This window comes from Rhizobium sp. BK212 (genome assembly GCF_014197475.1).
Lineage (GTDB): Bacteria > Pseudomonadota > Alphaproteobacteria > Rhizobiales > Rhizobiaceae > Rhizobium > Rhizobium anhuiense.
Genome location: NZ_JACIFS010000003.1, coordinates 737,322 through 761,819 on the forward strand (window position 1 = coordinate 737,322; position 24,498 = coordinate 761,819).

General features: G+C 61.1%; 24 protein-coding genes and 4 tRNA genes. 15 read left to right on the top strand and 13 right to left on the bottom strand.

Annotated features, from left to right (window positions below; genetic code table 11):
• Positions 1-54 precede the first annotated feature (54 nt).
• A complete protein-coding gene (locus FHT79_RS13605) occupies positions 55-360 on the bottom strand; it encodes an ETC complex I subunit (RefSeq protein ID WP_183903475.1) in 306 nt (101 codons plus the stop codon).
• Between the two features lie 672 nt (positions 361-1,032).
• Between FHT79_RS13605 and FHT79_RS13610 the strand changes: the two genes are divergently transcribed.
• A tRNA-Pro gene (locus tag FHT79_RS13610) sits at positions 1,033-1,109 on the top strand.
• Between the two features lie 59 nt (positions 1,110-1,168).
• On the opposite strand, the gene FHT79_RS13615 is transcribed toward FHT79_RS13610, so the two are convergent.
• Together FHT79_RS13615 and FHT79_RS13620 are read right to left on the bottom strand one after the other, a co-directional pair.
• Positions 1,169-1,657, bottom strand: a complete 489-nt coding sequence (locus tag FHT79_RS13615; RefSeq protein ID WP_063475491.1) for a DUF192 domain-containing protein — start codon at positions 1,655-1,657, stop codon at positions 1,169-1,171.
• A 1-nt stretch (position 1,658) separates the two neighbouring features.
• Positions 1,659-2,237, bottom strand: coding sequence for a cold-shock protein (locus tag FHT79_RS13620; protein WP_012757289.1), 579 nt, complete (start codon positions 2,235-2,237; stop codon positions 1,659-1,661).
• 195 nt (positions 2,238-2,432) lie between these two features.
• Here FHT79_RS13620 and gloA point away from each other — a divergent pair, with 195 nt between their 5' ends.
• The 6 genes from gloA to FHT79_RS13650 all read left to right on the top strand — a co-directional run bounded on the left by gloA (position 2,433) and on the right by FHT79_RS13650 (position 7,012).
• Positions 2,433-2,873, top strand: a complete 441-nt coding sequence (gene gloA / locus FHT79_RS13625) for a lactoylglutathione lyase (RefSeq protein WP_047614874.1) — start codon at positions 2,433-2,435, stop codon at positions 2,871-2,873.
• A gap of 166 nt (positions 2,874-3,039) precedes the next feature.
• Positions 3,040-4,107, top strand: coding sequence for a D-Ala-D-Ala carboxypeptidase family metallohydrolase (locus tag FHT79_RS13630; RefSeq protein ID WP_183903476.1), 1,068 nt, complete (start codon positions 3,040-3,042; stop codon positions 4,105-4,107).
• Between the two features lie 198 nt (positions 4,108-4,305).
• Positions 4,306-4,380: transfer RNA gene (locus FHT79_RS13635), tRNA-Glu, on the top strand.
• A 74-nt stretch (positions 4,381-4,454) separates the two neighbouring features.
• Positions 4,455-4,529 (top strand) — tRNA-Glu (locus tag FHT79_RS13640).
• A 177-nt stretch (positions 4,530-4,706) separates the two neighbouring features.
• Positions 4,707-4,781 (top strand) — tRNA-Glu (locus FHT79_RS13645).
• A 254-nt stretch (positions 4,782-5,035) separates the two neighbouring features.
• Positions 5,036-7,012, top strand: coding sequence for a hypothetical protein (locus FHT79_RS13650; protein WP_097594587.1), 1,977 nt, complete (start codon positions 5,036-5,038; stop codon positions 7,010-7,012).
• 16 nt (positions 7,013-7,028) lie between these two features.
• Here the strand turns inward: FHT79_RS13650 and recJ are convergent, their stop codons facing one another.
• The 5 genes from recJ to FHT79_RS13675 form a co-directional block, all read right to left on the bottom strand.
• Positions 7,029-8,831 carry a single-stranded-DNA-specific exonuclease RecJ gene (gene recJ / locus FHT79_RS13655; protein WP_097594588.1) on the bottom strand — a complete coding sequence of 601 codons (1,803 nt, stop codon included), beginning with the start codon at positions 8,829-8,831 and terminating at the stop codon, positions 7,029-7,031.
• Between the two features lie 185 nt (positions 8,832-9,016).
• Positions 9,017-9,259 carry a hypothetical protein gene (locus FHT79_RS13660; protein ID WP_097594589.1) on the bottom strand — a complete coding sequence of 81 codons (243 nt, stop codon included), beginning with the start codon at positions 9,257-9,259 and terminating at the stop codon, positions 9,017-9,019.
• Positions 9,260-9,419: 160 nt separating this feature from the next.
• Positions 9,420-10,745 (bottom strand): homoserine dehydrogenase, encoded by a 1,326-nt coding sequence (locus FHT79_RS13665; RefSeq protein WP_097594590.1) that lies wholly within the window; start codon positions 10,743-10,745, stop codon positions 9,420-9,422.
• Positions 10,746-10,805: 60 nt separating this feature from the next.
• Positions 10,806-12,023: an LL-diaminopimelate aminotransferase gene (locus tag FHT79_RS13670; RefSeq protein ID WP_047614866.1), complete on the bottom strand. Its 1,218-nt coding sequence runs from the start codon at positions 12,021-12,023 to the stop codon at positions 10,806-10,808.
• Between the two features lie 221 nt (positions 12,024-12,244).
• Complete coding sequence (locus FHT79_RS13675) at positions 12,245-12,658, bottom strand: hypothetical protein (RefSeq protein WP_097594591.1); 414 nt, start codon at positions 12,656-12,658, stop codon at positions 12,245-12,247.
• A gap of 105 nt (positions 12,659-12,763) precedes the next feature.
• Here FHT79_RS13675 and phaC point away from each other — a divergent pair, with 105 nt between their 5' ends.
• Together phaC and FHT79_RS13685 are read left to right on the top strand one after the other, a co-directional pair.
• The gene (gene phaC / locus FHT79_RS13680; protein ID WP_097594592.1) at positions 12,764-14,659 is read left to right on the top strand and encodes a class I poly(R)-hydroxyalkanoic acid synthase; all 1,896 of its coding nucleotides are present in this window, start codon (positions 12,764-12,766) and stop codon (positions 14,657-14,659) included.
• 206 nt (positions 14,660-14,865) lie between these two features.
• On the top strand, positions 14,866-16,206 hold the full coding sequence (locus FHT79_RS13685; RefSeq protein WP_097594593.1) for a DUF2778 domain-containing protein: 1,341 nt from the start codon (positions 14,866-14,868) through the stop codon (positions 16,204-16,206).
• A gap of 34 nt (positions 16,207-16,240) precedes the next feature.
• Here FHT79_RS13685 and FHT79_RS13690 read toward each other — a convergent pair whose 3' ends face one another.
• Positions 16,241-17,398 carry an aminotransferase class I/II-fold pyridoxal phosphate-dependent enzyme gene (locus FHT79_RS13690; protein ID WP_097594594.1) on the bottom strand — a complete coding sequence of 386 codons (1,158 nt, stop codon included), beginning with the start codon at positions 17,396-17,398 and terminating at the stop codon, positions 16,241-16,243.
• 211 nt (positions 17,399-17,609) lie between these two features.
• On the opposite strand from FHT79_RS13690, the gene FHT79_RS13695 reads away from it, so the two are divergent.
• From FHT79_RS13695 to FHT79_RS13720, 6 genes are all read left to right on the top strand, one after another.
• A complete protein-coding gene (locus tag FHT79_RS13695) occupies positions 17,610-18,368 on the top strand; it encodes a DsbA family protein (RefSeq protein WP_097594595.1) in 759 nt (252 codons plus the stop codon).
• A 161-nt stretch (positions 18,369-18,529) separates the two neighbouring features.
• Positions 18,530-18,967, top strand: a complete 438-nt coding sequence (aroQ, locus tag FHT79_RS13700; protein WP_097594596.1) for a type II 3-dehydroquinate dehydratase — start codon at positions 18,530-18,532, stop codon at positions 18,965-18,967.
• A 20-nt stretch (positions 18,968-18,987) separates the two neighbouring features.
• Positions 18,988-19,458 (top strand): acetyl-CoA carboxylase biotin carboxyl carrier protein, encoded by a 471-nt coding sequence (accB, locus tag FHT79_RS13705; RefSeq protein ID WP_097594597.1) that lies wholly within the window; start codon positions 18,988-18,990, stop codon positions 19,456-19,458.
• Positions 19,459-19,462: 4 nt separating this feature from the next.
• A complete protein-coding gene (gene accC / locus FHT79_RS13710; protein WP_174824496.1) occupies positions 19,463-20,818 on the top strand; it encodes an acetyl-CoA carboxylase biotin carboxylase subunit in 1,356 nt (451 codons plus the stop codon).
• Positions 20,819-20,825: 7 nt separating this feature from the next.
• Complete coding sequence (gene aat / locus FHT79_RS13715; RefSeq protein ID WP_047614850.1) at positions 20,826-21,440, top strand: leucyl/phenylalanyl-tRNA--protein transferase; 615 nt, start codon at positions 20,826-20,828, stop codon at positions 21,438-21,440.
• A gap of 75 nt (positions 21,441-21,515) precedes the next feature.
• Positions 21,516-22,442: a DUF2167 domain-containing protein gene (locus FHT79_RS13720; protein ID WP_097594598.1), complete on the top strand. Its 927-nt coding sequence runs from the start codon at positions 21,516-21,518 to the stop codon at positions 22,440-22,442.
• Positions 22,443-22,460: 18 nt separating this feature from the next.
• Here FHT79_RS13720 and FHT79_RS13725 read toward each other — a convergent pair whose 3' ends face one another.
• The 4 genes from FHT79_RS13725 to FHT79_RS13740 form a co-directional block, all read right to left on the bottom strand.
• Complete coding sequence (locus FHT79_RS13725; protein ID WP_097594599.1) at positions 22,461-22,901, bottom strand: DUF2155 domain-containing protein; 441 nt, start codon at positions 22,899-22,901, stop codon at positions 22,461-22,463.
• 112 nt (positions 22,902-23,013) lie between these two features.
• Positions 23,014-23,412: an NADH:ubiquinone oxidoreductase subunit NDUFA12 gene (locus tag FHT79_RS13730; RefSeq protein WP_047614845.1), complete on the bottom strand. Its 399-nt coding sequence runs from the start codon at positions 23,410-23,412 to the stop codon at positions 23,014-23,016.
• A gap of 103 nt (positions 23,413-23,515) precedes the next feature.
• Positions 23,516-23,989, bottom strand: coding sequence for a GNAT family N-acetyltransferase (locus FHT79_RS13735; protein WP_063475479.1), 474 nt, complete (start codon positions 23,987-23,989; stop codon positions 23,516-23,518).
• A 4-nt stretch (positions 23,990-23,993) separates the two neighbouring features.
• Positions 23,994-24,497: a GNAT family N-acetyltransferase gene (locus FHT79_RS13740; RefSeq protein WP_097594600.1), complete on the bottom strand. Its 504-nt coding sequence runs from the start codon at positions 24,495-24,497 to the stop codon at positions 23,994-23,996.
• Position 24,498: the final 1 nt, after the last annotated feature.

Sequence of the window (24,498 nt, forward strand, 5' to 3'; positions counted from 1 at the left end):
CGGCGGTCGCGTTCAAGGCGCGCGACCGAATGCGGCATATTTGGACGAGAAATCTCAATGCGTCCAGGGCTGCGTGCGGGTATAGCGGAAATTGTCGGGATAGGCGACCACCTGGCGGGCCGCATCCTTCGGCGCAATGACGCGATATTCGATGCCGTTGCGCTGGGCATAGGCCTCGGCGAGTTCCTGCGCTTCGAAGGTCAGCTTCACCTGCTGGCGCATGTCGCCCGAGGAGGTGTAGCCCATGATCGGATCGATCTTGCGCGGCGACTCCTGATCGAACTCAAGCACCCAGAGATGGGTCTTGGCCTTGCCGGACTGCATGGCGGTCTTGGCTGGACGATAGATCTTGGCAGACATGACTGCGGCGTCTCCGACTATGCGGGCAGCGCCCGCCTTTCATGGTCTCAATCCCCGTTGCCGGGGCTTTTGCTTCATCGCTAGAGATAGCGCGAAGAGATGAATTTTGCTTATCCGCGAATCCTTGGCTTTTCAAGAAAAAAGGCGGTGCGCGACGCACGCTGCCTGCTCCATCTCATGACAAGCCGAGGCATTGGGGAAACAAGCATATCGGCGGGCGAAGCGGCTTTGGGTCGTCTTCCCACCTGTCGATCCAGCCCTCTCTTCATGGCCGAGGGACCTCAGGCCGAATTGCGCAATGTTACCGATCGTCGCATGTTGTGATTACAAGCTGATTGCCGCAGCCGGTCCCTGGCACTATCTACGGCTCCATCGGTTTCAGTGGATTTGCACTCATGATGAAACGTTCGCCAGAGTTCAATGCCATTGCGTTAGGAGCTGGTATCACGGCTTTCTTCTACGTCGTCATCAGCTACGCCCAATATCTCGGCCTGATCGCCCACGGCTGAGGCAGCCTTGTCCTGACGTTCAATGCGCCCGGCACGGCAGACGTGCGACCCATCAAGATTTTTCTATAGCATCCACAGGGCAGGCGAGGAATCTTCGACCAGCGCTGGATTTATGGGTTGCGACGGCGAAGTGAACCGTGTATCTCCCCTGCCATTCACGGCACGGAGTGTAGCGCAGTCTGGTAGCGCATCTGGTTTGGGACCAGAGGGTCGGGAGTTCGAATCTCTCCACTCCGACCATTCAATATCCTGATATTCCTGAATTCCCTCGCAGCCGCCTGCGCGCGACCCTGCCGCCGTCACTTCGCCTTGCTTGTCGTCGTGGCGCTGACGATCCTGTCGCCGGACTTGATTCCAAGCTTGGCGACGACGCCTGCATTGAGTTCGACGACGTATTTCACCTCGCCCATCGAATCGATGATATCGCGCGAATAGGGCTTTGCGTTTTCCTTGATGTGGCGGATCGTGCCGGTGTCGTCGGCAAAGAGCATGTCGAGCGGCAGAATGGTGTTTTCCATCCACATGGTGACGCGCCGCGGCTCGTCGAAATCGAAGATCATGCCGGCATCATCGGCCATCGTCTTGCGAAACATCAGCCCGCGGGCACGCTGATCGGGGGTCGAGGCGATCTCTACGGTGAAATGCAGCACCTTGCCCGCGGCGGTCTGGATGAGCAGCGGCTCCTTGTCGAACCGCATCTGCTCCTCGGCCAAGGCCGGCAGCGCAGCCATGAAAAAAAGCGCCAGGATGGCGCTTCGGATGGCATGAAACAGGGACAGGCCACGCATGTCAGTGCGACCGGCTTGCCGGGCTCGGAACATCAGGATGGATCTCTGCGGCCATCAGGCCCTTTTCGCCGTCGCCGAAGCGGACAAGCACCACCTGGCCGGGACGCAGTTCCGTCAGGCCGAAGCGACGGAGCGTCTCCATATGCACGAAGATATCTTCCGTGCCCTCGCCACGCGTCAGGAAGCCGAAGCCCTTCGTGCGGTTGAACCATTTGACCAGCGCGCGCTCGAGCCCGCTCGTCGCGGTGACCTGCACATGGGTGCGCACCGGCGGCAGCTGCGACGGATGAACCGCGGTCGACTGGTCCATCGAGAGGATCTTGAAAGCCTGGTAGCCGCGCTCGCGGCGCTGGATGAGGGCGACGATGCGCGTTCCCTCGAGGATGGTCTGGTAACCGTCGCGGCGCAAACAGGTCACGTGCAGGAGAACATCCTGCATGCCGTTGTCGGGTACGATAAAGCCGAAACCCTTGGCGACGTCGAACCACTTGACGACGCCGGTGATTTCAACAAGATCGACCGCCTCTCCTGATAGCTCGTCGAGATCGGAGTATTCGTTCGATGAAATCCTGTCAGCCATTGTCGCCAGCCCCTCGAATACGCGTCACACTGTTACGGTTAACTGATTCTTGAAATCAAGATTAACATCTTGGTAACGGATAAGCGCAAGTCCTAGTTTTCGGTTATTCCCAGCTGCACATTTTATAAAGTTGACTTGCCCGAAGCTGACCTCGGCTTGCTGAAAAAAGCCAGCCCCAATAAAGGAGTAGATAGAATGCGTTATCTCCACACAATGGTACGGGTCAAAGACCTGGATGCCTCCCTCGCCTTTTACACCACGCTGTTCGGGCTGGAGGAGATTCGCCGCCACGAAAACGAAAAGGGCCGCTTCACCCTGGTTTTCCTGGCCGCTCGCGACGATCTCGACCGTGCACGCAACGAAAAAGCTCCCTGCCTCGAACTGACGTACAACTGGGATACAGAGGATTATAGCGGAGGACGCAATTTCGGCCACCTCGCTTATGAGGTCGACGATATTTATGCGATCTGCCAGAAGTTGATGGACAATGGCATCACCATCAACCGGCCGCCGCGCGATGGGAACATGGCCTTCGTGCGCTCGCCCGACGGCATCTCGATCGAAATCCTGCAGAAAGGCAGCCCGCTTCCGCCCGCCGAACCCTGGGCCTCGATGGGCAATACCGGCGCCTGGTAAGGGTTTTTCGTCGCAAGGCTTTTGCGAAACTTGCGGCTTTTGCGATTTCGGGTCCGGCCGGCGCCTTGCCGCTTGCCGCGATCCGGCCCCGCAGGCAATCTCCCGATGACTCGAAGCGGAAGGCGGCGTTTATGCCCATTTTCCGCATCAACTGGAGACTGCTCGCTTGCGTAACATGCAGATGCGGATGCCCGTGACGGGCGCTTTGCTGATCGCCACCTCGGTGCTGGCGCTGTCCGGCTGCGCGTCGGACAAGAAGGCGCTCGATTCCGCCGCAGTTGCTCCGGCAGCGTCGGCCACAGTCCCTCAGCTTGCCACGGTAGCGCCCGCAGGCTCTGTCCCTCGTTCGGGCTACACGGACCCTCGACTCGTCAACGTCTCCGGCGCCCAGGCCGCGCCTCAGCTCGTCGCGCAGGATCCGAATGCCGCCGTCCCGCCGGCCGATCCGGCGAGCACAGCACCTGCCAATATCGGCGGGCTCGTCCTGCAGTCGACCCGGATCAACGCGCAGGCGATGAGCATTTTTTCCGATCATCAGCCGGCGCCGCAAAACAACAGCACGTCAACCGTCATCCAGCCGCAGGCCTATGCGCCGGTGCAAGGGGCGGCACCCGCGCGAAGCAGCGTCTACAGCCAGCCATACGTGCCGCAGCCGCCGGCGGAGCCGGTGCTGCCGCAGCAATCCTCACAGAACAACAGCACCCAGCTTGCGCCAGTTCAAACAGCGTCGCTGGCCACGGGCAGCATTCCGACCTCGACGATGAATGCGCTCTACAGCGCGCCGAAGCAGAACCTGCTCGGCAGTCTTTCCGGGCTGCTGCAAAAGGCCGCCCTGCCCGGCATGACGCGTATCGCGCCGAATGGCCTGCATGTGCAGAACGACAAGGTCGAGGTCGGCTGCTTCAAGCCCGACCTGCTGAAAGTGATCAAGACGGTCGAAAGCCATTTCGGCCGGCCGGTTATCGTCACGTCAGGCTACCGCGACGAAGAGCACAACCGCCTGGTCGGTGGCGCCGACGAATCGATGCACAAGAGCTGCGAGGCGGCCGACATCCAGATCGACGGCGTAACGAAATGGGATATCGCCGCCTATATCCGTTCGCTCCCGAACCGCGGCGGCGTCGGCACCTATTGCCATACGGATTCGGTCCATCTCGACACCGGCAAAACCCGTGACTGGAACTGGGGCTGCGGCGGCAAACGCGCGCCGATAACGACCGCAAGAGCGATCTGACGGCCGCGCGATTTGTGCATTACGTTACGGAAGCACCGCCTCGTCTCGTTAAAGAAACGGCCAACAGCCTATTGATTCAGCTTCAATAATCGGCTTTTCGAACGCCCTCGGATTTCTTGTCATTTTTTTGAAAGAAAAACCGCAATTCCGCTTGCGGGATTCAAAACGCCTGACTATAAGGGCGCCACCACGAAGGAAGCGCCCTTCGTCTATCGGTTAGGACACCAGATTTTCATTCTGGGAAGAGGGGTTCGACTCCCCTAGGGCGTGCCACTTTCTCTCCATATCGAAGCGACCGCACCCGCTTGCATAAGCCGGCGCGCATTCCTATTTCAGTAAAGTTGCCTGCGCCCTTCGTCTATCGGTTAGGACGACAGATTCTCATTCTGTAAAGAGGGGTTCGACTCCCCTAGGGCGTACCACCGGGTTTGCGCAAACGCGTCTAAATCAGCCCGCCGGCCCCTCTTTCCCGTCTCCGTCGCCTGACGATACAAGGTTTTTCCACAGCCGAAAAAAATCGGCGAAAACGATGATTTTTTCACGCCTTGGCGCTTGCGGCCTTCGAAGGTGCTGACTATAAGGGCGCCACCACGAAGGAAGCGCCCTTCGTCTATCGGTTAGGACACCAGATTTTCATTCTGGGAAGAGGGGTTCGACTCCCCTAGGGCGTGCCACTTTTCTCTCAGACATTCAGCCGGTTATTCGGGCCAGATCAGCGGCTTTATCTGCCGCTCGTCCCTCCCCTTGCGCAAGCCTCGCGTGGCATTCGCGCTCGCTCATTCGGAGCGCCGATCAACTGCTCTCTGGTCTAGCGAAATTCCTGCCAACAGTGTGGCGCAAGCTTCACGTCCAATAGTCAGGCACCAAACCAGCCCGAATGCCGTTTCGTGAATCATGGAGACGGCGGCCATGCACGAAGGACGATGCCTTGACGATCAATCAGCCCATTTCCGCTCTGCCGGCCGGTCTTCCTGATCTGGCGCTTCTCACGGAAAAAGCGGCCGGCACGGGATCGGTCATCGTCTATCAGCCCTATCTCGATCCTTCGCAGCGCAGCCAACTCGACGCGGCTGCCGTGCCGCTCGACATCTCGTTCAATACGCAGGCGACAACCCGCGAATATGAGCTCTTCCACATCCTGCATCAGCATCACGAGGCGATCGGCCTCGGTGACGACGTGTTCTGGGGGCTGCTCTCGAGCAAATTCGAGATGAAATCGGTGACCAGCTTCCCGTCCTTTGTCACCGAGGCGGAAAAAGCCAGGGCCGAAGGTGCGGACGCCTATCTTTACAATCCGCTGATCGGCCACGCGGCGATTTACAGCAACGTTTGGGAACATTCGCTGCTTGGCGGCCATCCCGGCATGGAGCCGATCTTCCTGCATATCCAGGAACTCGGCTATCCGATTGCGCCGCCGCAGGACAAGACTGCCTTCATGTTCTGCAACTATTTCTGCGGCAACCGGAAATTCTGGTCCGGCTATTTCACCTTTTGCGAACGCATTCTCGAATCGCTCGAAAATCAAGCGCGCGTCGGCACGCCGGCGGGCACCGCCTATGCCGGTGAGGCTCACTATTCACGCGATGCCAACGCCAAGATGCGCCCCTTCGTGATCGAACGTCTGCTCGGGCTTTATGTCCAGCAGGCTGCCGCCGCCGGATTGAAGATCGCCGCCTTCGTACCGACCGTTGCCGATTTCGAATGGAAGTTCGGTGTCCGCCTCGGCCGTATGCTGCATGGTCTTTTCACCACCAAGGAAGCCTTTCTGCGCAGCCGTGACCAGGCTCTCCTGACCTCGTGGCAGGAAGGCCGCCAGCCGCTCATCAAGCAGCCGCATCTGATCTGGGGGACTGATGATCCGCCCGCCTGGATGCCGCGCGGCCAATTCATCGGCGGCCGCGAATTGATGCGCGCCTATGCTTCGCAGGCTTCAGGCGCCTCTCCGGCGCCGCAACAGCCGGTACGGACCGAAAGGCCCGCTATGCCAGCCGCTCCGAAGATCGAGCAGCCGCTCCGCAACCCGTTGCAGCCCTTTGTCGGCGGATGGCAGGCGCACAAGGACCGTCATTGCATCTGGATCGTGACGCCGGCCAACTACAGTCACAGCCACGCATTCGACGAAGTCGCGCTCGGCCTGCAGGGCGCCTTCGAGGAACTCGGCGGCTCGGCACCGATCGTCCGCGACATGAATGCGTTCGCCGGCCGCGCGCCGATCATCTACGGCGGCAATCTTCTCCCCGCCGAGATCGTCGGACATCTGCCGCAGGACAGCGTCGTCATCAATCTCGAGCAGGTGTCGGAAGAAAGCATCTGGATCAATTCGCGCTACACCTCGATCCTGAAGTCGCTTCCGGTTCTCGACTACAGCCCGCGCAACCGGGAAAATCTCGCGGCCAAGGGCATTGATCATGCCGGCGTGCTCGAGGTCGGCTATAGCCGCTGCCTCAGCCAGATACAGCACGCCCCCGTCAAAGATATCGACGTGCTCTTCTACGGCTCGATGAACGAACGCCGCCACCATATCCTGAAGACGCTGGAGCAAGGCGGGCTCAAGGTCGCGCACCTCTTCAACGTCTATGGCGCGGAACGCGATGCGGCGATTGCCCGTTCCAAGATCGTCATCAACATCCATCATTATACGAGCGGCGTCTTCGAGATCGTGCGCATTTCCTATCTGCTCGCCAATCGTGTCTGCGTGCTGACCGAAGGTGATATCCGCGACCCGGATCTTCAGCCCTTCAGCGGCGGCCTGGCGGTCGAGCCCTATGACAAGATGATCGAGCGCTGCCACAAGCTGATCGCAGATGCCGCCGAGCGCGATTCCATCGCCGCGAAGGGCTTTGCGGCCATGAAGAGCCGGTCGCAAGCGGAGATGCTGATGAGCGTCATGACCGCCGGCAGCTGATGAAATTCGCAGAAGATTACCGCGCCGGAGCCGCGTCGCAGACGCGCAGCTGGATGCGGCGTGAACCCTGGTAGTGCTCGGCCCCGAGCGAACCTGCGACATGCAGGCTGGCGCCGCGTGAATTGATGAGAAGATTGCCGAGTGCCGTATCGGCGGCGCGGAAGGCGATGCCGTCGAGCCGCGATCCGTCCATTGCCTCCAGCGTCACCTTCACATGTTTCTCGCCGACGAGGCGGGCATCGCGCACGCGATGTGCCGGCACGGCAAAGAGCGGCTGGGCGTGACCGGAGCCATAGGGGCCGGCGGCCTCCAGGCGGTCGATGAGTTCGAGAGTGGCGCCGCTTGCGCCGATCGCGCCGTCGATCTTCAGCGTCTCGTTGGCGACGAGGCTGGCCACCGTCCTTTCGGCCTTCTCCGTGAAGAAGCTTCTCAGCCTGCCGAGATTGGCGCGCTCGACCGTCAGTCCGGCGGCCATGGCGTGGCCGCCGCCCTTGACGAGAATCCCCTCGTCGACCGCAGATCGCACCATCCTGCCCATGTCGAAGCCGTTGATCGAGCGGCCCGAGCCGGTGCCGCGGCCGGAGGGATCGAAGGCGATGGCGAACGCCGGCCGTTTGAATTTCTCCTTCAGCCGCGCCGCGATCAGCCCGACGATGCCGGGATGCCATTTCTCATGGGCTGTGACGATGACGGAGGCCCCCTCGCCGTCGCCATATTCGGCGAGCGCCTCGGCTTCCGCCTCCTGCAGCATGATGGCCTCCATCGCCTGGCGTTCGCGGTTGAGCTCGTCGAGGCGCTGCGCGATCATTTCCGCCTCACCGGCGTCGTCGAGCGTCAGCAGGCGGCTTCCGAGCGCCGCATCGCCGATCCGCCCGCCGGCATTGATGCGCGGTCCGATCAGAAAGCCGAAATGATAGGGTGTCACCGGACCTGCGAGCCCCGCCTTGCGGAAGAGTGCCGCAAGCCCGGCATTGCTCTGGTGGCGGGCGGCGACCAGCCCCTTCACCACATAGGCGCGGTTAAGGCCCTTCAGCGGCACGACATCGCAGACCGTCGCCAGCGCCACGATATCCAGCCATTGCAGCAGATCGATCGCCAGGATGCGCTTGTTGCCGGCCGCACGCAGCAGCCTCAGCGTTGCGACCAGCACCATGAAAACCACGCCGGCTGCGCAAAGATGCCCCTGCCCCGAGAGATCGTCCTCGCGGTTCGGGTTGACCAATGCATGGCAGCGCGGCAGCTCATGTGTCACCTGGTGGTGATCGATGACGACGACATCGACATTGCGCGCGGCAGCCGCTGAAAGCGCCTCGTGGCTGGTGGAGCCGCAATCGACGGTGACGATCAGCTGGGCGCCATTGTCGATCAACTGGTTGATCGCCGCCGGATTGGGGCCGTAACCTTCGAAGACGCGGTCGGGAATATAGATGTTCACCTTGACGCCGAAATGGCTGAGAAAGCGATACATCAGCGCCGAGGACGCCGCGCCATCGACATCATAGTCGCCGAAGATCGCGACGCTCTCGCCGCGCTCGATGGCGCTCACGAGGCGGGTTGCGGCCTTTTCGCAATCGGTCAATGTGTGAGGATCGGGCATCAGGCTGCGGATCGTCGGATCGAGGAATTCGATCGCCTCGTCCACCGTGACGCCGCGCCCGGCCAGCACGCGGGCGATCAGATCCGGCAGTCCGTGAATCTGCGACATGGCCAGCGCGCGGTTCTGCCCGGCCTGGTCGAGCCGCGCGACCCAGCGATTGTCGAGCGCGGATTTCTCCACGCCGAGAAACGCGCGCTGTACCGGATCGACGGGATCTGCCATGCCATACTCCGCTGACTTCATCTGCTCTTTCTACAGGAGCAGCGGAGATAACATAGCGATGGATTTGCGGACACGGATATTTACCAAAGCATGTCGCGCAAAAGTGTGCGGCGGTTTTGCGAAAACGACATGCGTGCAAGCAAAAACTCTAAAGCGCGAGCGAATCTGAAAGATCGCGACACGCTTTAGAATACCGCCCAGACGATCAGGGCGATGGCGGCCAGTTGCACCAGTATGACCGAAAACAGCGTCAGCAGAATGGCCCAGTTACGGCCTTCCGTGTGTTCGTCGCCGTCAACCTCCTCAGGGACCTCCTGGCGAATTTCATGGTAGGCCGGCTTGAGAGTTTGCTCAAGCATATCAGGACGGCCTGGCGGCACCTCGCTCGGGCGGCCATACCCCTTCCCGGCGTGGCTGTCCTTGCTCATGAAATTCTCCACCCAGACGACTCACCATCTCTGGTTTAGTTATATCAATATTTCGGTATCTGTTAATATAGGCTTCCGTAACGAAAGGTTGCATAGATAGCAGAAAAAACCGCCCTGCCAGAGACGGGGCGGCTCAACTATTCCGCACGGGAAGAATGGCTCAGCCTTCCTCTTTCGGCCGCTCGATGCGAATGACCTGCGGCTCGCCGAAGAGATAACCTTCCGACTTGATCGAGGCGACCGCCCTGCGCACCGACTCCTCCATCGTCGCGTGGGTGACGAGAATGATCGTCTGGTGATGCGAGGGGGCCAGATGCTGCTTGGAGCGCTGGACGATCGATTCCAGCGAGATGTTGTTTTCTGCCATGCGGGTTGCGACGCTGGCAAAGACGCCGGTGCGGTCGAGCACGGTCAGGCGGATGAAATAGCCGCCTTCATGGCTCTGCATCTGCGCCTTGCGGTAGGGCTCCAGCGTCGCTGCGGGATGGCCGAGCACCGGTACGCGCTGGGCGCCCGGCTGGCTCTTGGCGATATCGGCGATATCGCCAAGCACGGACGAGGCGGTGGCATTGCCGCCGGCGCCGGGGCCGACCATCAGCAGTTCGCCGAGCACGTCGGATTCGATCGCCACCGCATTGGTGACGCCGTCGACCTGGGCAATGACCGAATCGACCGGCACCATTGTCGGATGGACGCGCTGCTCGATGCCGGTATCGGTGCGCTGGGCAACGCCCAGGAGCTTGATGCGATAACCGAGCTCGGCGGCGGCGTGGATATCCTCGATCGAAATGTTGGTGATGCCTTCGAGATAGATATCGTCGGCCGCAATGCGATTGCCGAAGGCGAGCGTCGTCAGGATGGACAGCTTGTGGGCGGTGTCGTTGCCCTCGATATCGAAGGCAGGATCGGCCTCGGCATAACCCAGCCGCTGCGCTTCCTTGAGGCATTCGGCGAAGGAAAGCCCCTCCTTCTCCATCTTGGTCAGGATGTAATTGCAGGTGCCGTTCATGATGCCGTAGATGCGCGAGACGGCATTGCCCGTCAGCGATTCGCGCAGCGCCTTGATGACCGGGATCCCGCCGGCGACCGCCGCCTCGAAGTTTAAGAGCGCCCCCTTCTCTTCGGCGATCGTCGCAAGCTCGACGCCGTGATAGGCAAGCAGCGCCTTATTGGCTGTCACCACGTGGAGACCACGCTGGAGCGCGGCGCGCACCGAGACGTTGGCAGCCCCTTCGGCGCCGCCCATCAGCTCGACGAAAACATCGATGTCGCCCTTTTCGGCAAGGTCTTCCGGACGGTCGAACCAGGTAACAGCGGAAAGATCGATGCCGCGGTCCCTGGACTTGTCACGCGCCGAGACCGCCGTAATGGTGATCGGACGCCCGCAGGTAACGGCAAGCTCGTTGCTCTTCTGCTGAATGATGCGGACAAGTGAGGCGCCAACGGTGCCCAAGCCCGCAATGCCGATTTTGAGGGCATCTGCCATGGATCGATCCTGAATGTCTGTGTGGCGGCAGCCGCGAAACACGGCTGCCGGAGAGTTGGATTAGCGGTGCGCGTTCAGCGAGATGACGTTATGCATCGTCTCGTCTGCCGTCGACATGAACTTCTTGATGTTGCGCGCAGCCTGGCGGATTCGGTGTTCGTTCTCAACAAGCGCCAGACGGACATAGTCGTCGCCCATTTCGCCGAAGCCGATGCCCGGGGCAACGGCGACGTCGGCCTTCTCGACCAGCAGCTTCGAGAACTCCAGCGAACCGAGATGACGGAACTTTTCCGGGATCTTCGCCCAGGCGAACATGGTGGCAGCCGGCGGCGGCACGTCGAAGCCGGCCTTGCCGAAGCTTTCGACCATGACGTCGCGGCGACGTTTATAGACGTTGCGGACTTCCGCAATGTCGGAGCCGTCGCCGTTCAGCGCATGCGTCGCCGCCACCTGGATCGGCGTGAAGGCGCCGTAGTCGAGGTAGGACTTGACGCGGGTCAGCGCCGCGATCAGCCGCTCGTTGCCGACGGCAAAGCCCATCCGCCAGCCGGGCATGGAGAAGGTCTTCGACATCGAGGTGAACTCGACCGTGACGTCGATCGCACCCGGTACTTCGAGAACCGACGGCGGCGGGGCGCCGTCGAAGTAGATCTCGGAATAGGCGAGGTCGGACAGCACGATGATGTCGTGCTTCTTGGCGAAGGCGACGACGTCCTTGTAGAAATCGAGCGTCGCGACAAAGGCCGTCGGGTTCGAGGGGTAGTTGAGGATCAGCGCCAAGGGCTTCGGGATCGAATGCCGAACCGCGCGTTCAAGCGGCTCGAAGAAGCTCGCATCCGGCTCCACCGACATGGAGCGAATCACGCCGCCTGCCATCAGGAAGCCGAAGGCGTGGATCGGATAGGTGGGGTTCGGGCAGAGGATCACGTCGCCTGGCGCGGTGATCGCCTGCGCCATGTTGGCGAAGCCTTCCTTGGAACCCAAGGTGGCGACCACCTGTGTATCGGGATTGAGCTTGACGCCGAAACGGCGGGCGTAATAGGCGGCCTGGGCGCGGCGCAGCCCCGGAATGCCCTTGGAAGAGGAATAACGGTGCGTGCGCGGATCCTGCACGACCTCGCACAGCTTGTCGACGATCGACTGGGGAGTGGGAAGGTCGGGGTTTCCCATGCCGAGATCGATGATATCGGCGCCGCCCGCTCGCGCGCTTGCTTTCAAACGGTTGACCTGTTCGAAAACATAAGGCGGCAAACGCCGGACTTTGTGAAACTCTTCCATTTCATTCCCCATGGAAAGGCGGCTTTTCGGGCCGCAGTCGAAGTTCGTTCCGTCTCCCGGCGGCTGCGACACGAACTTCAGAATCGCAACGCCGTATTCATCAGACCCAAGCCACGCGGCAAATCTTTGACGGAAAGGCCGCGTAACGCGCTTTATCGGGAAAATTATGTCTTCCGATCCATCCGGAAGGCTTTGCGTCCAAATTGCCTGAAAGGCAAGGTCTATTTGGAGATTTCGGAGAGCGTATCGGCGCCGTGCTCGGCGGCCAGGCGCCGCATTTCGGCGACCTTGGCCTGATAATCGGCTTCCGAGAGGGTGCCGGCCTTTCGTTGGGCGGCAAGCGCCGTCAGCTGATGCTGCAGGTTGGCCGCCTGCTCGTCGCTCATCTGGACATTGGCGGCCGTCAGCGGCGCGCCGAAATTCGGATAGCCGTCCGGCGACTTCGCAAGGCCGCCTTCGACCGCCTCGCCCTTGGTCGCCGGCATGACGACTGCGGTCGGCGCCGCTCGCTTGGCGGCGGCGGCGGCCTTCTGTTCCGCCGTCAGATTGCATCCGGCAAGGGCCATCGCCGCCGCGGCGCAAATCAATGCGGTGCGGTTGAAGGTTGCGATGCGCAAAATGCCGTTCTTCGTCATGCCTCAAAAATCCAGTTCTGACTGCTTCGACTGTTAAATTTGTCGCAGCCACAAAGCAATAGCATGAGCCGACGCGCGTGGAACTTGTTTTCTCGTTCAATCACGATGTACAACGATTGGATAAAAAGAGTGCTGCCGCCGGAGGAAATGGTGACCGACAGCAAGAAGGAGAGTGGCGGCAAGGCCGGTATCGACGCGACCGATCTCGATCCCTATCTGCTGAAGGATCCCGAGGCCATGGCGATGAATTTCGCCCGGGCGCTCGAAAATCTCGGGCACGCAGCGTCTGCCTGGCTTGCGCCGCGCGAACGCGGCGAGATCACCGAAAGCGCCATCGATCCAATGACCGACATGGTCAAGACGCTTTCGAAGGTCACCGAATACTGGATTTCCGATCCGCGCCGCACCTTCGAGGCGCAGACCCAGCTGATGTCCTCCTTCTTCGGCATCTGGATGCGCTCGATGCAGCGCATGCAAGGCGCGAGCGGCATGCAGGGCGCCTCTACGCCGCCCGAGCCGGACACCCGCAAGGACAAGCGCTTCTCGGATGAGGACTGGCAGAAGAATCCGTTCTTCGATTTTCTCCGCCAGGTCTATTTCGTCACATCAGACTGGGCGGAAAAGCTGGTGTCGGAGACCGACGGCCTCGACGAGCACACCAGGCACAAGGCCGGTTTCTATGTGAAGCAGATCACCGCAGCGCTTTCGCCGACCAACTTCGTCGCCACCAATCCGCAACTCTACCGCGAGACGATCGCCACCAGCGGCGCCAATCTGGTGCGGGGGATGAAGATGCTTGCCGAGGATATCGCCGCCGGACATGGCGATCTTCGCCTTCGGCAGACCGACATGACGAAATTTGCCGTCGGCCGCGACATGGCGCTGACACCAGGCAAGGTGATCGCCCAGAACGACATCTGCCAGATCATCCAGTACGAGGCTTCGACCGAAACGGTGCTGAAGCGGCCGCTGCTGATCTGCCCGCCCTGGATCAACAAATTCTATATTCTCGACCTCAACCCGCAGAAATCCTTCATCAAATGGTGCGTCGACCAGGGTCAGACCGTCTTCGTCATTTCCTGGGTCAATCCGGATGCGCGCCACGCCGATAAGGACTGGGCGGCCTATGCCCGCGAGGGCATCGATTTCGCGCTTGCGACAATCGAGAAGGCGACCGGCGAGAAAGACGTCAACGCCGTCGGTTACTGCGTCGGCGGCACGCTGCTGGCGGCGACACTGGCGCTGCATGCCAAGGAAAAGAACAAGCGCATCAAGACCGCGACCCTCTTCACCACCCAGGTCGACTTCACCCATGCCGGCGATCTCAAGGTTTTCGTCGACGAGGAGCAGCTTACGGCGCTCGAAGAGCATATGCAGGCGGCCGGCTATCTCGACGGCACGAAGATGTCTATGGCCTTCAACATGCTGCGCGCCTCCGAGCTGATCTGGCCCTATTTCGTCAACAACTACCTCAAGGGCCAGGATCCCCTGCCCTTCGACCTCTTGTTCTGGAATGCCGATTCGACCCGCATGGCGGCGGCAAACCATGCCTTCTACCTGCGCAACTGCTATCTCCGGAATGCGCTCACGCGAAACGAGATGATCCTCGACGGCAAGCCGGTGTCGCTGAAGGATGTGAAGATCCCGATCTATAATCTCGCCACCCGCGAGGATCACATCGCCCCTGCCAAGTCCGTTTTCCTCGGCAGCCAGTTCTTCGGCGGCAAGGTGGAATTCGTCGTCACCGGCTCGGGACACATTGCCGGCGTCGTTAACCCGCCCGACAAGAAGAAATATCAATATTGGACCGGCGGTCCCGCCAAGGGGGACTACGAGACCTGGCTCGACCAGGCGACCGAGACGCCGGGATCGTGGTGGCCGCATTGGCAGGCCTGGATCGAGACGCATGACGGCAGACGCGTGCCGGCGCGCAAACCCGGCGGCGACGCGTTGAACGCGATCGAGGAAGCGCCGGGAAGTTATGTGATGGAACGTGCCTGAGAGGGCAAAAGCATCTCTTTTTGAGACGTAGAGAGAAAGAGCGACGCCGCGTAAATAAATTAGAAACCATAATTCGTCATCCTTGCGAAACAGTCGGATGTCGCAACTGGTCTAAATTCGGCCCATTTGCGCCTTTACCGGCCCCGGCGAAGTTTAGTCAGTCAGTGCCGCCGGCCTGCGTAGCGAGTTTGAAAGACGAGTGTAGTATGGCGTTTGCGGTCGGGACGTTCGATAACGTCACCCCTCTTGGCGGATCTGCTTTCCGTTGGCGCAGATCTCGCGGTTTTCTTTACGGTGTCGTCGGCGCCGGATTTCTGACCTCCACATGGCTGATCGCGACTTTCGCGACGATGCATTCGATGGCCGTGCCCTATTCTCCGTCTGATCGCCTGACACAGGTCGGGACCGCGCCGAAGCTGGCGCCGCCGTCACACCATGAGCGGCTGATTCATGTCGGCAAGGCCGATCGGCTGGCTCCCTTTGACGCGAAACCGAAGATGCCGCTAACGGCGAGCCTCATCCAATCCCATGCCGAAAAGACCGCCGCCGCGGCAACGGCGCTGGCGACTCTGACAAAGAACAATCGGCTCACCATAGCTGCCGAGCAACCGGTCGTCGCCGCGATTTCCGACAGCGCCAAATTCCGCAAGGATGATGTGATCGCGCCGCCGCCGGTCGAGCTTGCCTCAGTAAAGCCAGAAGAAGGCGATAGCGACCGGATCATTATTCCCTCGAAAGAGGCCATCGCCGCAGCCGAAGTCCCGGCCCTGCTTGCGCTTGCCGATGCCGGACCCCGGCAGATCGCGCCGGCTCCGGTCGAGCCGGCCGCATCTCCCGTCAGAACCGCCTCCATTCCCGCCTCGGAACCCGCACCTGTCGTGGTTGCCGCCGCGGAAGAAGCGCCGCCCTTCGATCTCGTCCTGGCCCCGGATGAAGGTTCCGTGCCGCTGCCGATGGCGCGTCCCGATGGCCTCGTCGGCAAACCGGCGCCGACCGCCAAGGGTTCGCAGCGCGCTGGCGAGCCGGCACTTGCCTACGCTCAGCCGAACTCGCCGATCGAAGATGACGAAGACGATGCCGTGCCGCGTTACGACAAGCCGGTCTTTTCGCCCAAACTGCGCGCAGGCGTGGCGATCTACGACATCGAGAACAGCACCGTCTATCTGCCGAACGGCGAACGGCTGGAAGCCCATTCCGGCCTCGGCAAGATGCGCGACAACCCGCGCTACGTGGACAAGAAGATGCGCGGACCGACACCGCCGCACACCTATGTCCTCACCATGCGCGAAGCCCTTTTCCACGGCGTCGAGGCGCTGCGCCTGACGCCGGTCGAGGGTTCGGACGCCATCTTTGACCGCGTCGGCCTGCTGGCCCACACCTACATGCTCGGCAGGAATGGCGATTCCAACGGCTGCGTCTCGTTCAAGGATTACAAGCGCTTCCTCGCCGCCTACAAGCGCGGCGACATCAAGCAGCTCGTGGTGGTGCCGCGGCTGAACAACAAACCGGCTTCGACGCTCGCCTCGCTGTTTTCATCGCGAAGCTAGCCGATAGGAGAGCGAGCAGCCGGCTGCCGGCGCGCTACTTCAACCAGGCTGCGATTCGTTCCACCGCCTCGGCGATCTCGGCTTCCGAGCCCGCATAGGATAGACGCAGGGTTCGATTTCCTTCCAGGGGATCGAAGTCAAGGCCGGGCGTTGCCGCGACGTCGATTTCCGCGAGCATGCGTTTGGCAAAGCCCATGCTGTCATTGGAAAAGCGGATGACGTCGAGGTAGGCGTAGAAGGCGCCGTCCATCGGCGAGGCGATCGAAAGGCCGATCTGCGGCAGGCGCCGCATCAGCAGCTCGCGGTTGGCGGCATAGCTCGCCTTGTAACGATCCAGCTCGGCACCGGCGCCGAGAGCGGCGGTGGCGGCGATCTGGGAGAGCTCGGGCGGGGAAATATAAAGGCTCTGCGCCACCCGCTCTATCGGCCGCACCAGCCGTTCCGGCAGCACCATCCAGCCTATCCGCCAGCCGGTCATGCAATAATATTTGGAGAAGGAATTGATGACGATCGCCTCGTCTGTCAGCTCCAGCGCGCTCGCCTCCTCGCCGGCAAAGGTCAGCCCGTGATAGATTTCATCAGAGATGAAGGCGATGGAATGGGCGGCGCAATAATCCGAAAGCGCCTTCAGCCCCTTGCGGCCGGTCACCGTGCCGGTCGGGTTGGCGGGGCTTGCAAGCAGCACGCCTTTCAGCGTCAGGCCGCTTTCCTTCTGCGCCACTTCCAGGCTTTGCGGCGTCAGGGTGAAGTGGCTCTCGGCCGTGACCGGCACTTCGAGAACCTTCAGGCCCAGCGCGCCGAGGATATTGCGATAGGCGGGATAACCGGGCCTTGCGATCGCCACCGCATCGCCGGCATCGAAGAGCGACAGGAAGGCGAGATTGAAGCCCGCCGAGGAGCCGGTGGTGATGGCGATGCGCGCGGGATCGATCTCCAGGCCGTGGCGATCCCTGTAGTGCCAGGCAAGTGCGGATTTCAACCGCGCCGTCCCCAACGCATCGGTATAACCGATCCGGCCGTCGGCAAGTGCGGCGCGCGCCGCCTCGAGGGCTGCCTGAGGCGCCGGATGCGAGGGCTGACCGACCGCCATCGAAATCACGGGATGACCGCCTGCGCGCCGTTTCGTCGCCTCCGCCAGGACGTCCATGGCGTGAAAAGGCTCGACTTCGCTGCGTTTCGATATGGAAAACAAGATCGCTTCTCACTCGGCTTCTTCAATGACGGCCCGACAATTGCCGTATTAATCGGCTCATCACAATCCCGCGAGGGCCGCGCGGGGATGAAAAATTCCTGTTTGATGAGAACCGGACGCGCCGTACCTTGACGCGACGCATTCAAGTCCATTAACCCGGCGACGGTCTTCTCGACAAAGAGACGGCCACACCGCCGCTGACGAGGATATCATGGCATTCTTCCCGAAAACCTTCACCGCACTGGCGCTTGCCGCATCGATCACCCTTCCGTTTCCGGCGGCGGCGCTCGACGACCAGCAGAAGAAGGAGTTCGGCGAATTCATCAAGCAATATCTGATCGAGAATCCCGAGATCATGATCGAAGTCCAGGATGCGCTGCAGAAAAAGCAGGAGGCCCAGCGGCTGGTGAAGGCCAATATGGCGATCGAAGAGAACACCGCCGACATCTTCGATTCGAAGAACGACGTCACGCTCGGCAATCCCAAGGGCGATGTCACCGTCGTCGAATTCTTCGATTACAATTGCAGCTATTGCCGGCACGCGCTTCCCGACATGCAGGCGATGCTGAAGAAGGACAAGAACGTCCGCTTCGTGCTCAAGGAGTTTCCGATCCTCGGACCGGATTCGGTCGCCGCCCACAAGGTGGCCGATGCCTTCCGTAAGCTGGCGCCGGAGAAATATGCCGATTTCCATGTCGCCCTTCTCGGCACCGAGGGCCGCGCTTCCGACGAAACAGCGATCGCGGTCGCCGCTTCGCTCGGCGTCAGCGAGGACAAGATCCGCGCCGAGATGGCAAAGAGCCCGAATGACGGCATCGTCCAGGCGACCTACCAGCTCGCCTCCAGCCTCGGCATCAGCGGCACGCCCTCCTATGTGATCGGCAACGAGCTGGTGCCGGGCGCCGTCGGGCTCGACGATCTCGAAGCCAAGGTCAAGAACATGCGCAGTTGCGGCAAGACTGCCTGCTGAGCAAACCAGCCGCCGCTCGGCCGCCCATCAAATCGCCAAAATCGAAGCGTTTCAGCCATGTGGACAAATGTGGCGTGATTCCCGCTGGCCAACCCGTAAGGGCTTTCATTCAGCCTTCGCGGAGTCTATAGGTTGCCGTCGTACATTTTACGGAACATTCGATGACGCAAACGATTTTTGTCCTGAACGGCCCCAACCTGAACATGCTGGGTAAACGAGAGCCCGGCATTTATGGCGGCAAGACGCTGAAGGACATCGAAGCCGACTGCAAGGCCGCCGGCCGCGATCTAGGGTTTGATATCGATTTCCGGCAGAGCAACCACGAAGGCACGCTTGTGGACTGGTTCCACGAGGCAGATGAAAAGGCCGCCGGCGTTGCCATCAACGCGGGCGCCTATACGCATACATCGGTCGCGCTGCATGATGCGATCCGCGCCATTTCCATTCCCGTCATCGAGCTCCACATATCCAACGTGCATGCACGGGAAGAATTCCGTCACAAGTCGATGATCTCGCCGGCATGCAAGGGCGTGATCTGCGGCTTCGGGACTCACAGCTACATCCTGGCGCTCCACGCGCTGAAGAACATCACGGCATAAGAAGAAGACAGGGCAACACCATGGCTGAAAAGAAATCGGGTATCGATCAGGCACTGATCCGCGATCTCGCCAATATTCTCAACGATACGGATCTGACAGAGATCGAGGTCGAGCAGGACGACCTGCGCATCCGCGTTTCGCGCGCCGGTACGCCGCAATACGTCCAGGCGCCGATCGCAGCACCCAGCTATGCCGCGCCCGCAGCCGCTGCACCGGCAGCCGCTGCCGCGCCGGCCGCAGCGCCCGCCCGTAACCCCGCCAACGTCGTCAATGCTCCGATGGTCGGCACCGTCTACATGGCGCCGGCTCCGGGCGCGCGTCCGTTCATCGAAGTCGGCGCGACCGTCAAGGAAGGCCAGACGCTCATCATCATCGAAGCAATGAAGACGATGAACCAAATCCCCTCGCCGAAGTCCGGCAAGGTGACCGAGATCCTCGTCGATGACGGACATCCCGTCGAATACGGCCAAGCCCTCGTGGTCATCGAATAGGCCGATGCCCATGATTTCGAAAATCCTCATCGCCAATCGCGGGGAAATCGCCCTTCGCGTGCTCCGGGCCTGCAAGGAGCTCGGCATCGCCTGCGTCGTGGTTCATTCCACCGCCGACGCCGATGCCATGCATGTGCGCCTTGCCGACGAAAGTGTCTGCATCGGCCCGCCCTCCTCGCGCGAGAGCTATCTCAACATCCACCAGATCGTCGCCGCCTGCGAGATCACCGGCGCCGATGCCGTGCATCCGGGTTACGGCTTTCTGTCGGAGAATGCCAAGTTCGCCGATATCCTCGATGCCCATGGCATCACCTTCATCGGGCCGACGGCGGACCATATCCGCATCATGGGCGACAAGATCACCGCCAAGACGACGGCGCTCGAACTCGGCATTCCCGTCGTTCCGGGCTCGGACGGCGAAGTGAAGACCGAAGAGGACGCGCTGAAGACGGCCGCCGAAATCGGCTATCCCGTGCTGATCAAGGCCACGGCCGGCGGTGGCGGACGCGGCATGAAGGTCGCCAAGAGCGAGGCCGATCTGATCGAAGCCTGGTCGACGGCGCGCACGGAAGCGGCAGCCGCCTTCGGCAACGATGCCGTCTACATGGAAAAATATCTCGGCAAGCCGCGCCACATCGAAATCCAGGTGTTCGGTGACGGCGAAGGCAATGCCATCCATCTCGGCGAGCGCGACTGCTCGCTGCAGCGCCGCCACCAGAAGGTCTGGGAAGAGGCGAATTCGCCGGCACTCAACGTCGAGCAGCGCATGAAAATCGGCCAGATCTGCGCCGACGCCATGAAGAAGCTGAAATATCGCGGCGCCGGCACGATCGAATTCCTCTATGAGAATGGCGAGTTCTATTTCATCGAAATGAACACCCGTCTGCAGGTGGAGCATCCGATCACCGAAGCGATCACCGGCATCGACCTGGTGCATGAGCAGATCCGTGTCGCTTCCGGCGGCGGTCTCTCGGTGACGCAGGACGAAGTGCATTTTTCCGGTCACGCCATCGAATGCCGCATCAATGCCGAGCACCCGCGCACCTTCGTGCCCTCGCCCGGCACGATCACCCATTTCCACGCGCCGGGCGGCCTCGGTGTGCGCATCGATTCCGGTGCCTATCAGGGCTACAAGATCCCGCCCTATTACGACAGCCTCATCGGCAAGCTGATCGTGCACGGCCGCACCCGTGTTGAATGCATGATGCGCCTGCGCCGGGCGCTCGACGAATTTGTCGTCGACGGCATCAATACGACGCTGCCGTTGTTCCAGGATCTCGTCTCCAACCAGGATATCGCCAACGGCGACTACGACATCCACTGGCTGGAACACTACCTCGCCAACACACCGGCGGCATAGGGCAGGAATGGCAGGATCGCGCAGGAAGTCACCAGGCATCACCCCTGACATTCTCCTGCGCGCCTATTCCATCGGCCTCTTCCCGATGGCCGAATCCGCCGACGACCCGGAGATCTTCTGGGTCGAACCGGAACTGCGCGGCGTGCTGCCGCTCGACCATTTCCATGTGTCGAAGAGTCTTGCCAAGACGGTGCGCAGGAAACCCTTCGAGATCCGTTTCGATCACGCTTTCGATCAGGTGATCGCGGCTTGCGCGGAGGAGACATCCGGGCGTCCGAGCACCTGGATCAACAAGACGATCCGATCACTTTACGCGACGCTCTTCGACATGGGCCATGCTCATACCGTCGAAGCCTGGGATGGCGACGAACTGGTCGGCGGCCTCTACGGCGTCTCGCTCGGCTCGGCCTTCTTCGGCGAAAGCATGTTTTCGCGCCGCACGGATGCCTCGAAGATCTGCCTCGTGCATCTGGTCGACCGGCTGCGGGAAAGGGGCTTCACCCTGCTCGACACGCAATTCACCACGGAGCACCTGAAGACGTTCGGAGCGATCGACGTTCCGAAGGCCGATTATGCCGTGATGCTTGCGACGGCGATGGAGTCGCCACACCTTAAGTTTTAAGCCCGATTGATTCATCCAAACGTTGATTTTCCACCTAGTTTGGCTAGGCTCCGGAATGCAACGGGGGATAGAATTTTGAAACGATATTTTGCAGCCGCGATCCTTTTCGCCTTGTTGACGAGTCAGGCTGGCGCGCGCCCTTACCAAGAGATGTTCGCGAACAGGAGCGATTTTTCCGACGCGGAAAAACCATTGCTGGAGAAGCTCGATTTTCAGCAGGGCGTGATCAAGCTGCCTGAAGCCAAGGCAACGCTGAACGTACCCGCCGACTTCTACTATCTCAGCCCTGCCGACGCGAAGACGGTTCTCGTCGATATCTGGGGAAACCCTCCGGCGGCTGCGGGAACGACGGGGATGATCTTCCCTGCAAAATATGCGCCGACCGATATCGAGGCCTGGGGTTCCACCGTCGAATACAATGCTGACGGCTATGTTTCCGACGCCGATGCCGCCACGACCAACTACGACGAATTGCTGCAGAACATCAAAGACGCGATCCGCGAAAACAACGCCGAACGCGAAAAGCAGGGGTTTCCGAAGATCACGCTTGTCGGCTGGGCCTCCACGCCGCACTACGACAGATCTGCGCATGCGATGCACTGGGCTCGGGATCTGATCTTTGGCGACGACACGCGGCCGCAGCACACGCTGAATTATTCCGTGCGTGTGTTCGGCCGCCAGGGCGTATTTCAATTCAACTTCGTCGCCGGCCTCGATCAGTTGAAAGAGATCGAAGGCGTCATTCCGACCGTCACCAAGCTCGTACAGTTCGACAAGGGAATGGCTTATGGCGACTATGTCGAGGGCGACAAGATCGCGGCCTATGGGATGGCGGGAATGATCGCTGCGGGCGCGGGCGCCAAGATTGCCGCGAAGGTAGGATTGCTGGCACTCGCCCTCGCCTTCTTCAAGAAGGCCGGCGTTCTCGTCTTCATCGTGCTCGCCGGTGCGCTTCGCTTTGCCAAGGGTCTTTTCAAGGGGAACAAGACACCCACAGCATAACGCGGCCGTCAGGTCGCGTTAGCGGGCTGTCGCCTTGGCGCCGTCAGGCGCCGGGACGTCCGAGCTCGTCTTGCAGTCCTTCAGCCAGACGTCGTAGATCGGGTGCTCGACGGCATTGAGGCCGGGGCTGGCGGCGAACATCCAGCCGGTGAAGATGCGGCGGATCTTGCGGTCGAGGGTGATCTCGTCGACCTCGACGAAACCGTCGATCTTCTGCGCCTCCGCCTGGTCGCGCGAATAGCAGGCTTTCGGCGTCACCTGCAGCGCGCCGAACTGTACCGTCTCGTTGACATAGACGTCGAAGGTCGTGATGCGGCCGGTGATCTTGTCGAGGCCGGAGAAGACGGCAACCGGATTTTCGATGCGTGCGGCATTTGCCGCAACCGGCGGAAGCAGGGCCAAAAGCGCCAGCAGCGATCCGGCGGCACGCAGCACCATGTTCCGCGTGAAGAGCTTCATGTACCCGTCTCCAGACATTTTCAGTTCACGGCCGCGGTCAAGCGCGGCCAACCTGCGGGTAAAGGTCAATTGTGGCCAAAAGCCGGGCCTGGGATTGCCCGTTCGAGCCGTCTCAGTTGCCGGGCGTCCAGGCGTCGTAATCGCCGGTGACGCGCGGCCGCTCACCCGGAACGGCGATGGAGCCCGGCGGACGGTAAGCCTGCGGCGAACCGGTGAGGTTGGGGCGATGCCCCTTCTGCCATTCCTTGGCGACGTAGTTTTCCTTGGACGGGGGAACGTCGGTGCGATGATGCATCCAGCCATGCCAGCCCGGCGGAATGGCGGAGGCTTCGGCATAACCCTTGTAGATCACCCAGCGCTTCGGCAGACCGTAGGAAGACATGCCGCCTTCGTAATAGACGTTACCGAATTCATCCTCGCCGACACGCTTGCCAAAACGCCAGGTCGCAAAACGCGTGCCCATCGTCTGACTGTTCCACCAGGTGAAGGTTTGAACCAGAAGATTCCACATGTCTTTTCCTTGTGCCCGCCGGGTGCGGGCCAAACCAGAATTCATTCCCTCGCTTATGCCGTCGCGAAGCCGAATTGTCCAGCGATTCCACGACAGCCACGGGTCATTTCAAAGCCATCTTGAAGCCCAGATGCGAGGCCCTGAAGCCCAGCCTTTCGTAGAAACGGTGGGCATCCCTACGCAGGGCATTCGAGGTCAGCTGCACCAGCCGCATGCCGCGGCCTTTTGCCTCGGCAATGGCGAATTCGATCATCGCGGCACCGATCCCCTGCCCGCGCAGATCGGCCCGCGTCTGCACCGCCTCGATAATCATCGCCGAGGAGCCACGGCTGGTCAGCGACGTCGTCACCATCGTCTGGAACGTGCCAACCACCTCACCGCCGCGCTCTGCAACGTAAAGCATCTGGTCTGGCGAAGCTTCGATTGCGGCAAAGGCCCTGGCATAATCCGGGAAGGCTTCAGCTTCCGTGGTATCGCCATGACCGCCGAGCGCATCGGCGGCAAAGATTGCCACGAGCGCCGGCAGATCCTCTTTGCGCGCCTGACGAATGAGTATGTCGGGCAATTCCCCCGCCACGGCCTCAATGCCCTTCGAGCGGTTTTTCGAAGATCAGCGCGGGAATGCCGGATTGCCCGGCCCCACTGTTCTCGTTGCGGCCGACCTCGGTGAAGCCGTGCGTGAGATAGAAGGCGATCGCCGCTGCATTCTGCGGTTCGACTTCGAGACGCATGATCTCCGCATCCGGAAAACAGGTTTCGAGCTCGGCGAAGATATCACGGCCGATACCTTGGCGCTGCAGCGCCGGCCTGACGTAGAGGAGATGCAGCATGACCGTCTTCGTCAATTGCTGCGACATTGCCGCATAACCCATGCCGCCAATATTGCGGCCGTCATCGGCAACGAGGAATTCGGCATCCTTTCGCGCCAGCCGCGCCTTCAGCGCCGCCGCCGCAAAGAGATGGGCGATGAGATCATCCACCTTGGCTGCGCCATGGATGTCGTCATAGGTAGCATGAAAGCTCTCCGCCAGCAGGGCGCGCACCTTCTCCACGTCGCGTTCGCCGGCGGTGCGGACGAAGTACACC

Bases quoted from the DNA above. Each gene is read 5' to 3' on its own strand.
- FHT79_RS13605 (WP_183903475.1), bottom strand. From the start codon at position 360: ATGTCTGCCAAGATCTATCGTCCAGCCAAGACCGCCATGCAGTCCGGC.
- FHT79_RS13615 (WP_063475491.1), bottom strand. From the start codon at position 1,657: ATGCGTGGCCTGTCCCTGTTTCATGCCATCCGAAGCGCCATCCTGGCG.
- FHT79_RS13620 (WP_012757289.1), bottom strand. From the start codon at position 2,237: ATGGCTGACAGGATTTCATCGAACGAATACTCCGATCTCGACGAGCTA.
- gloA (WP_047614874.1), top strand. From the start codon at position 2,433: ATGCGTTATCTCCACACAATGGTACGGGTCAAAGACCTGGATGCCTCC.
- recJ (WP_097594588.1), bottom strand. From the start codon at position 8,831: ATGGCAGATCCCGTCGATCCGGTACAGCGCGCGTTTCTCGGCGTGGAG.
- FHT79_RS13660 (WP_097594589.1), bottom strand. From the start codon at position 9,259: ATGAGCAAGGACAGCCACGCCGGGAAGGGGTATGGCCGCCCGAGCGAG.
- FHT79_RS13665 (WP_097594590.1), bottom strand. From the start codon at position 10,745: ATGGCAGATGCCCTCAAAATCGGCATTGCGGGCTTGGGCACCGTTGGC.
- FHT79_RS13670 (WP_047614866.1), bottom strand. From the start codon at position 12,023: ATGGAAGAGTTTCACAAAGTCCGGCGTTTGCCGCCTTATGTTTTCGAA.
- FHT79_RS13675 (WP_097594591.1), bottom strand. From the start codon at position 12,658: ATGACGAAGAACGGCATTTTGCGCATCGCAACCTTCAACCGCACCGCA.
- phaC (WP_097594592.1), top strand. From the start codon at position 12,764: ATGTACAACGATTGGATAAAAAGAGTGCTGCCGCCGGAGGAAATGGTG.
- FHT79_RS13685 (WP_097594593.1), top strand. From the start codon at position 14,866: ATGGCGTTTGCGGTCGGGACGTTCGATAACGTCACCCCTCTTGGCGGA.
- FHT79_RS13695 (WP_097594595.1), top strand. From the start codon at position 17,610: ATGGCATTCTTCCCGAAAACCTTCACCGCACTGGCGCTTGCCGCATCG.
- aroQ (WP_097594596.1), top strand. From the start codon at position 18,530: ATGACGCAAACGATTTTTGTCCTGAACGGCCCCAACCTGAACATGCTG.
- accB (WP_097594597.1), top strand. From the start codon at position 18,988: ATGGCTGAAAAGAAATCGGGTATCGATCAGGCACTGATCCGCGATCTC.
- accC (WP_174824496.1), top strand. From the start codon at position 19,463: ATGCCCATGATTTCGAAAATCCTCATCGCCAATCGCGGGGAAATCGCC.
- aat (WP_047614850.1), top strand. From the start codon at position 20,826: ATGGCAGGATCGCGCAGGAAGTCACCAGGCATCACCCCTGACATTCTC.
- FHT79_RS13725 (WP_097594599.1), bottom strand. From the start codon at position 22,901: ATGAAGCTCTTCACGCGGAACATGGTGCTGCGTGCCGCCGGATCGCTG.
- FHT79_RS13730 (WP_047614845.1), bottom strand. From the start codon at position 23,412: ATGTGGAATCTTCTGGTTCAAACCTTCACCTGGTGGAACAGTCAGACG.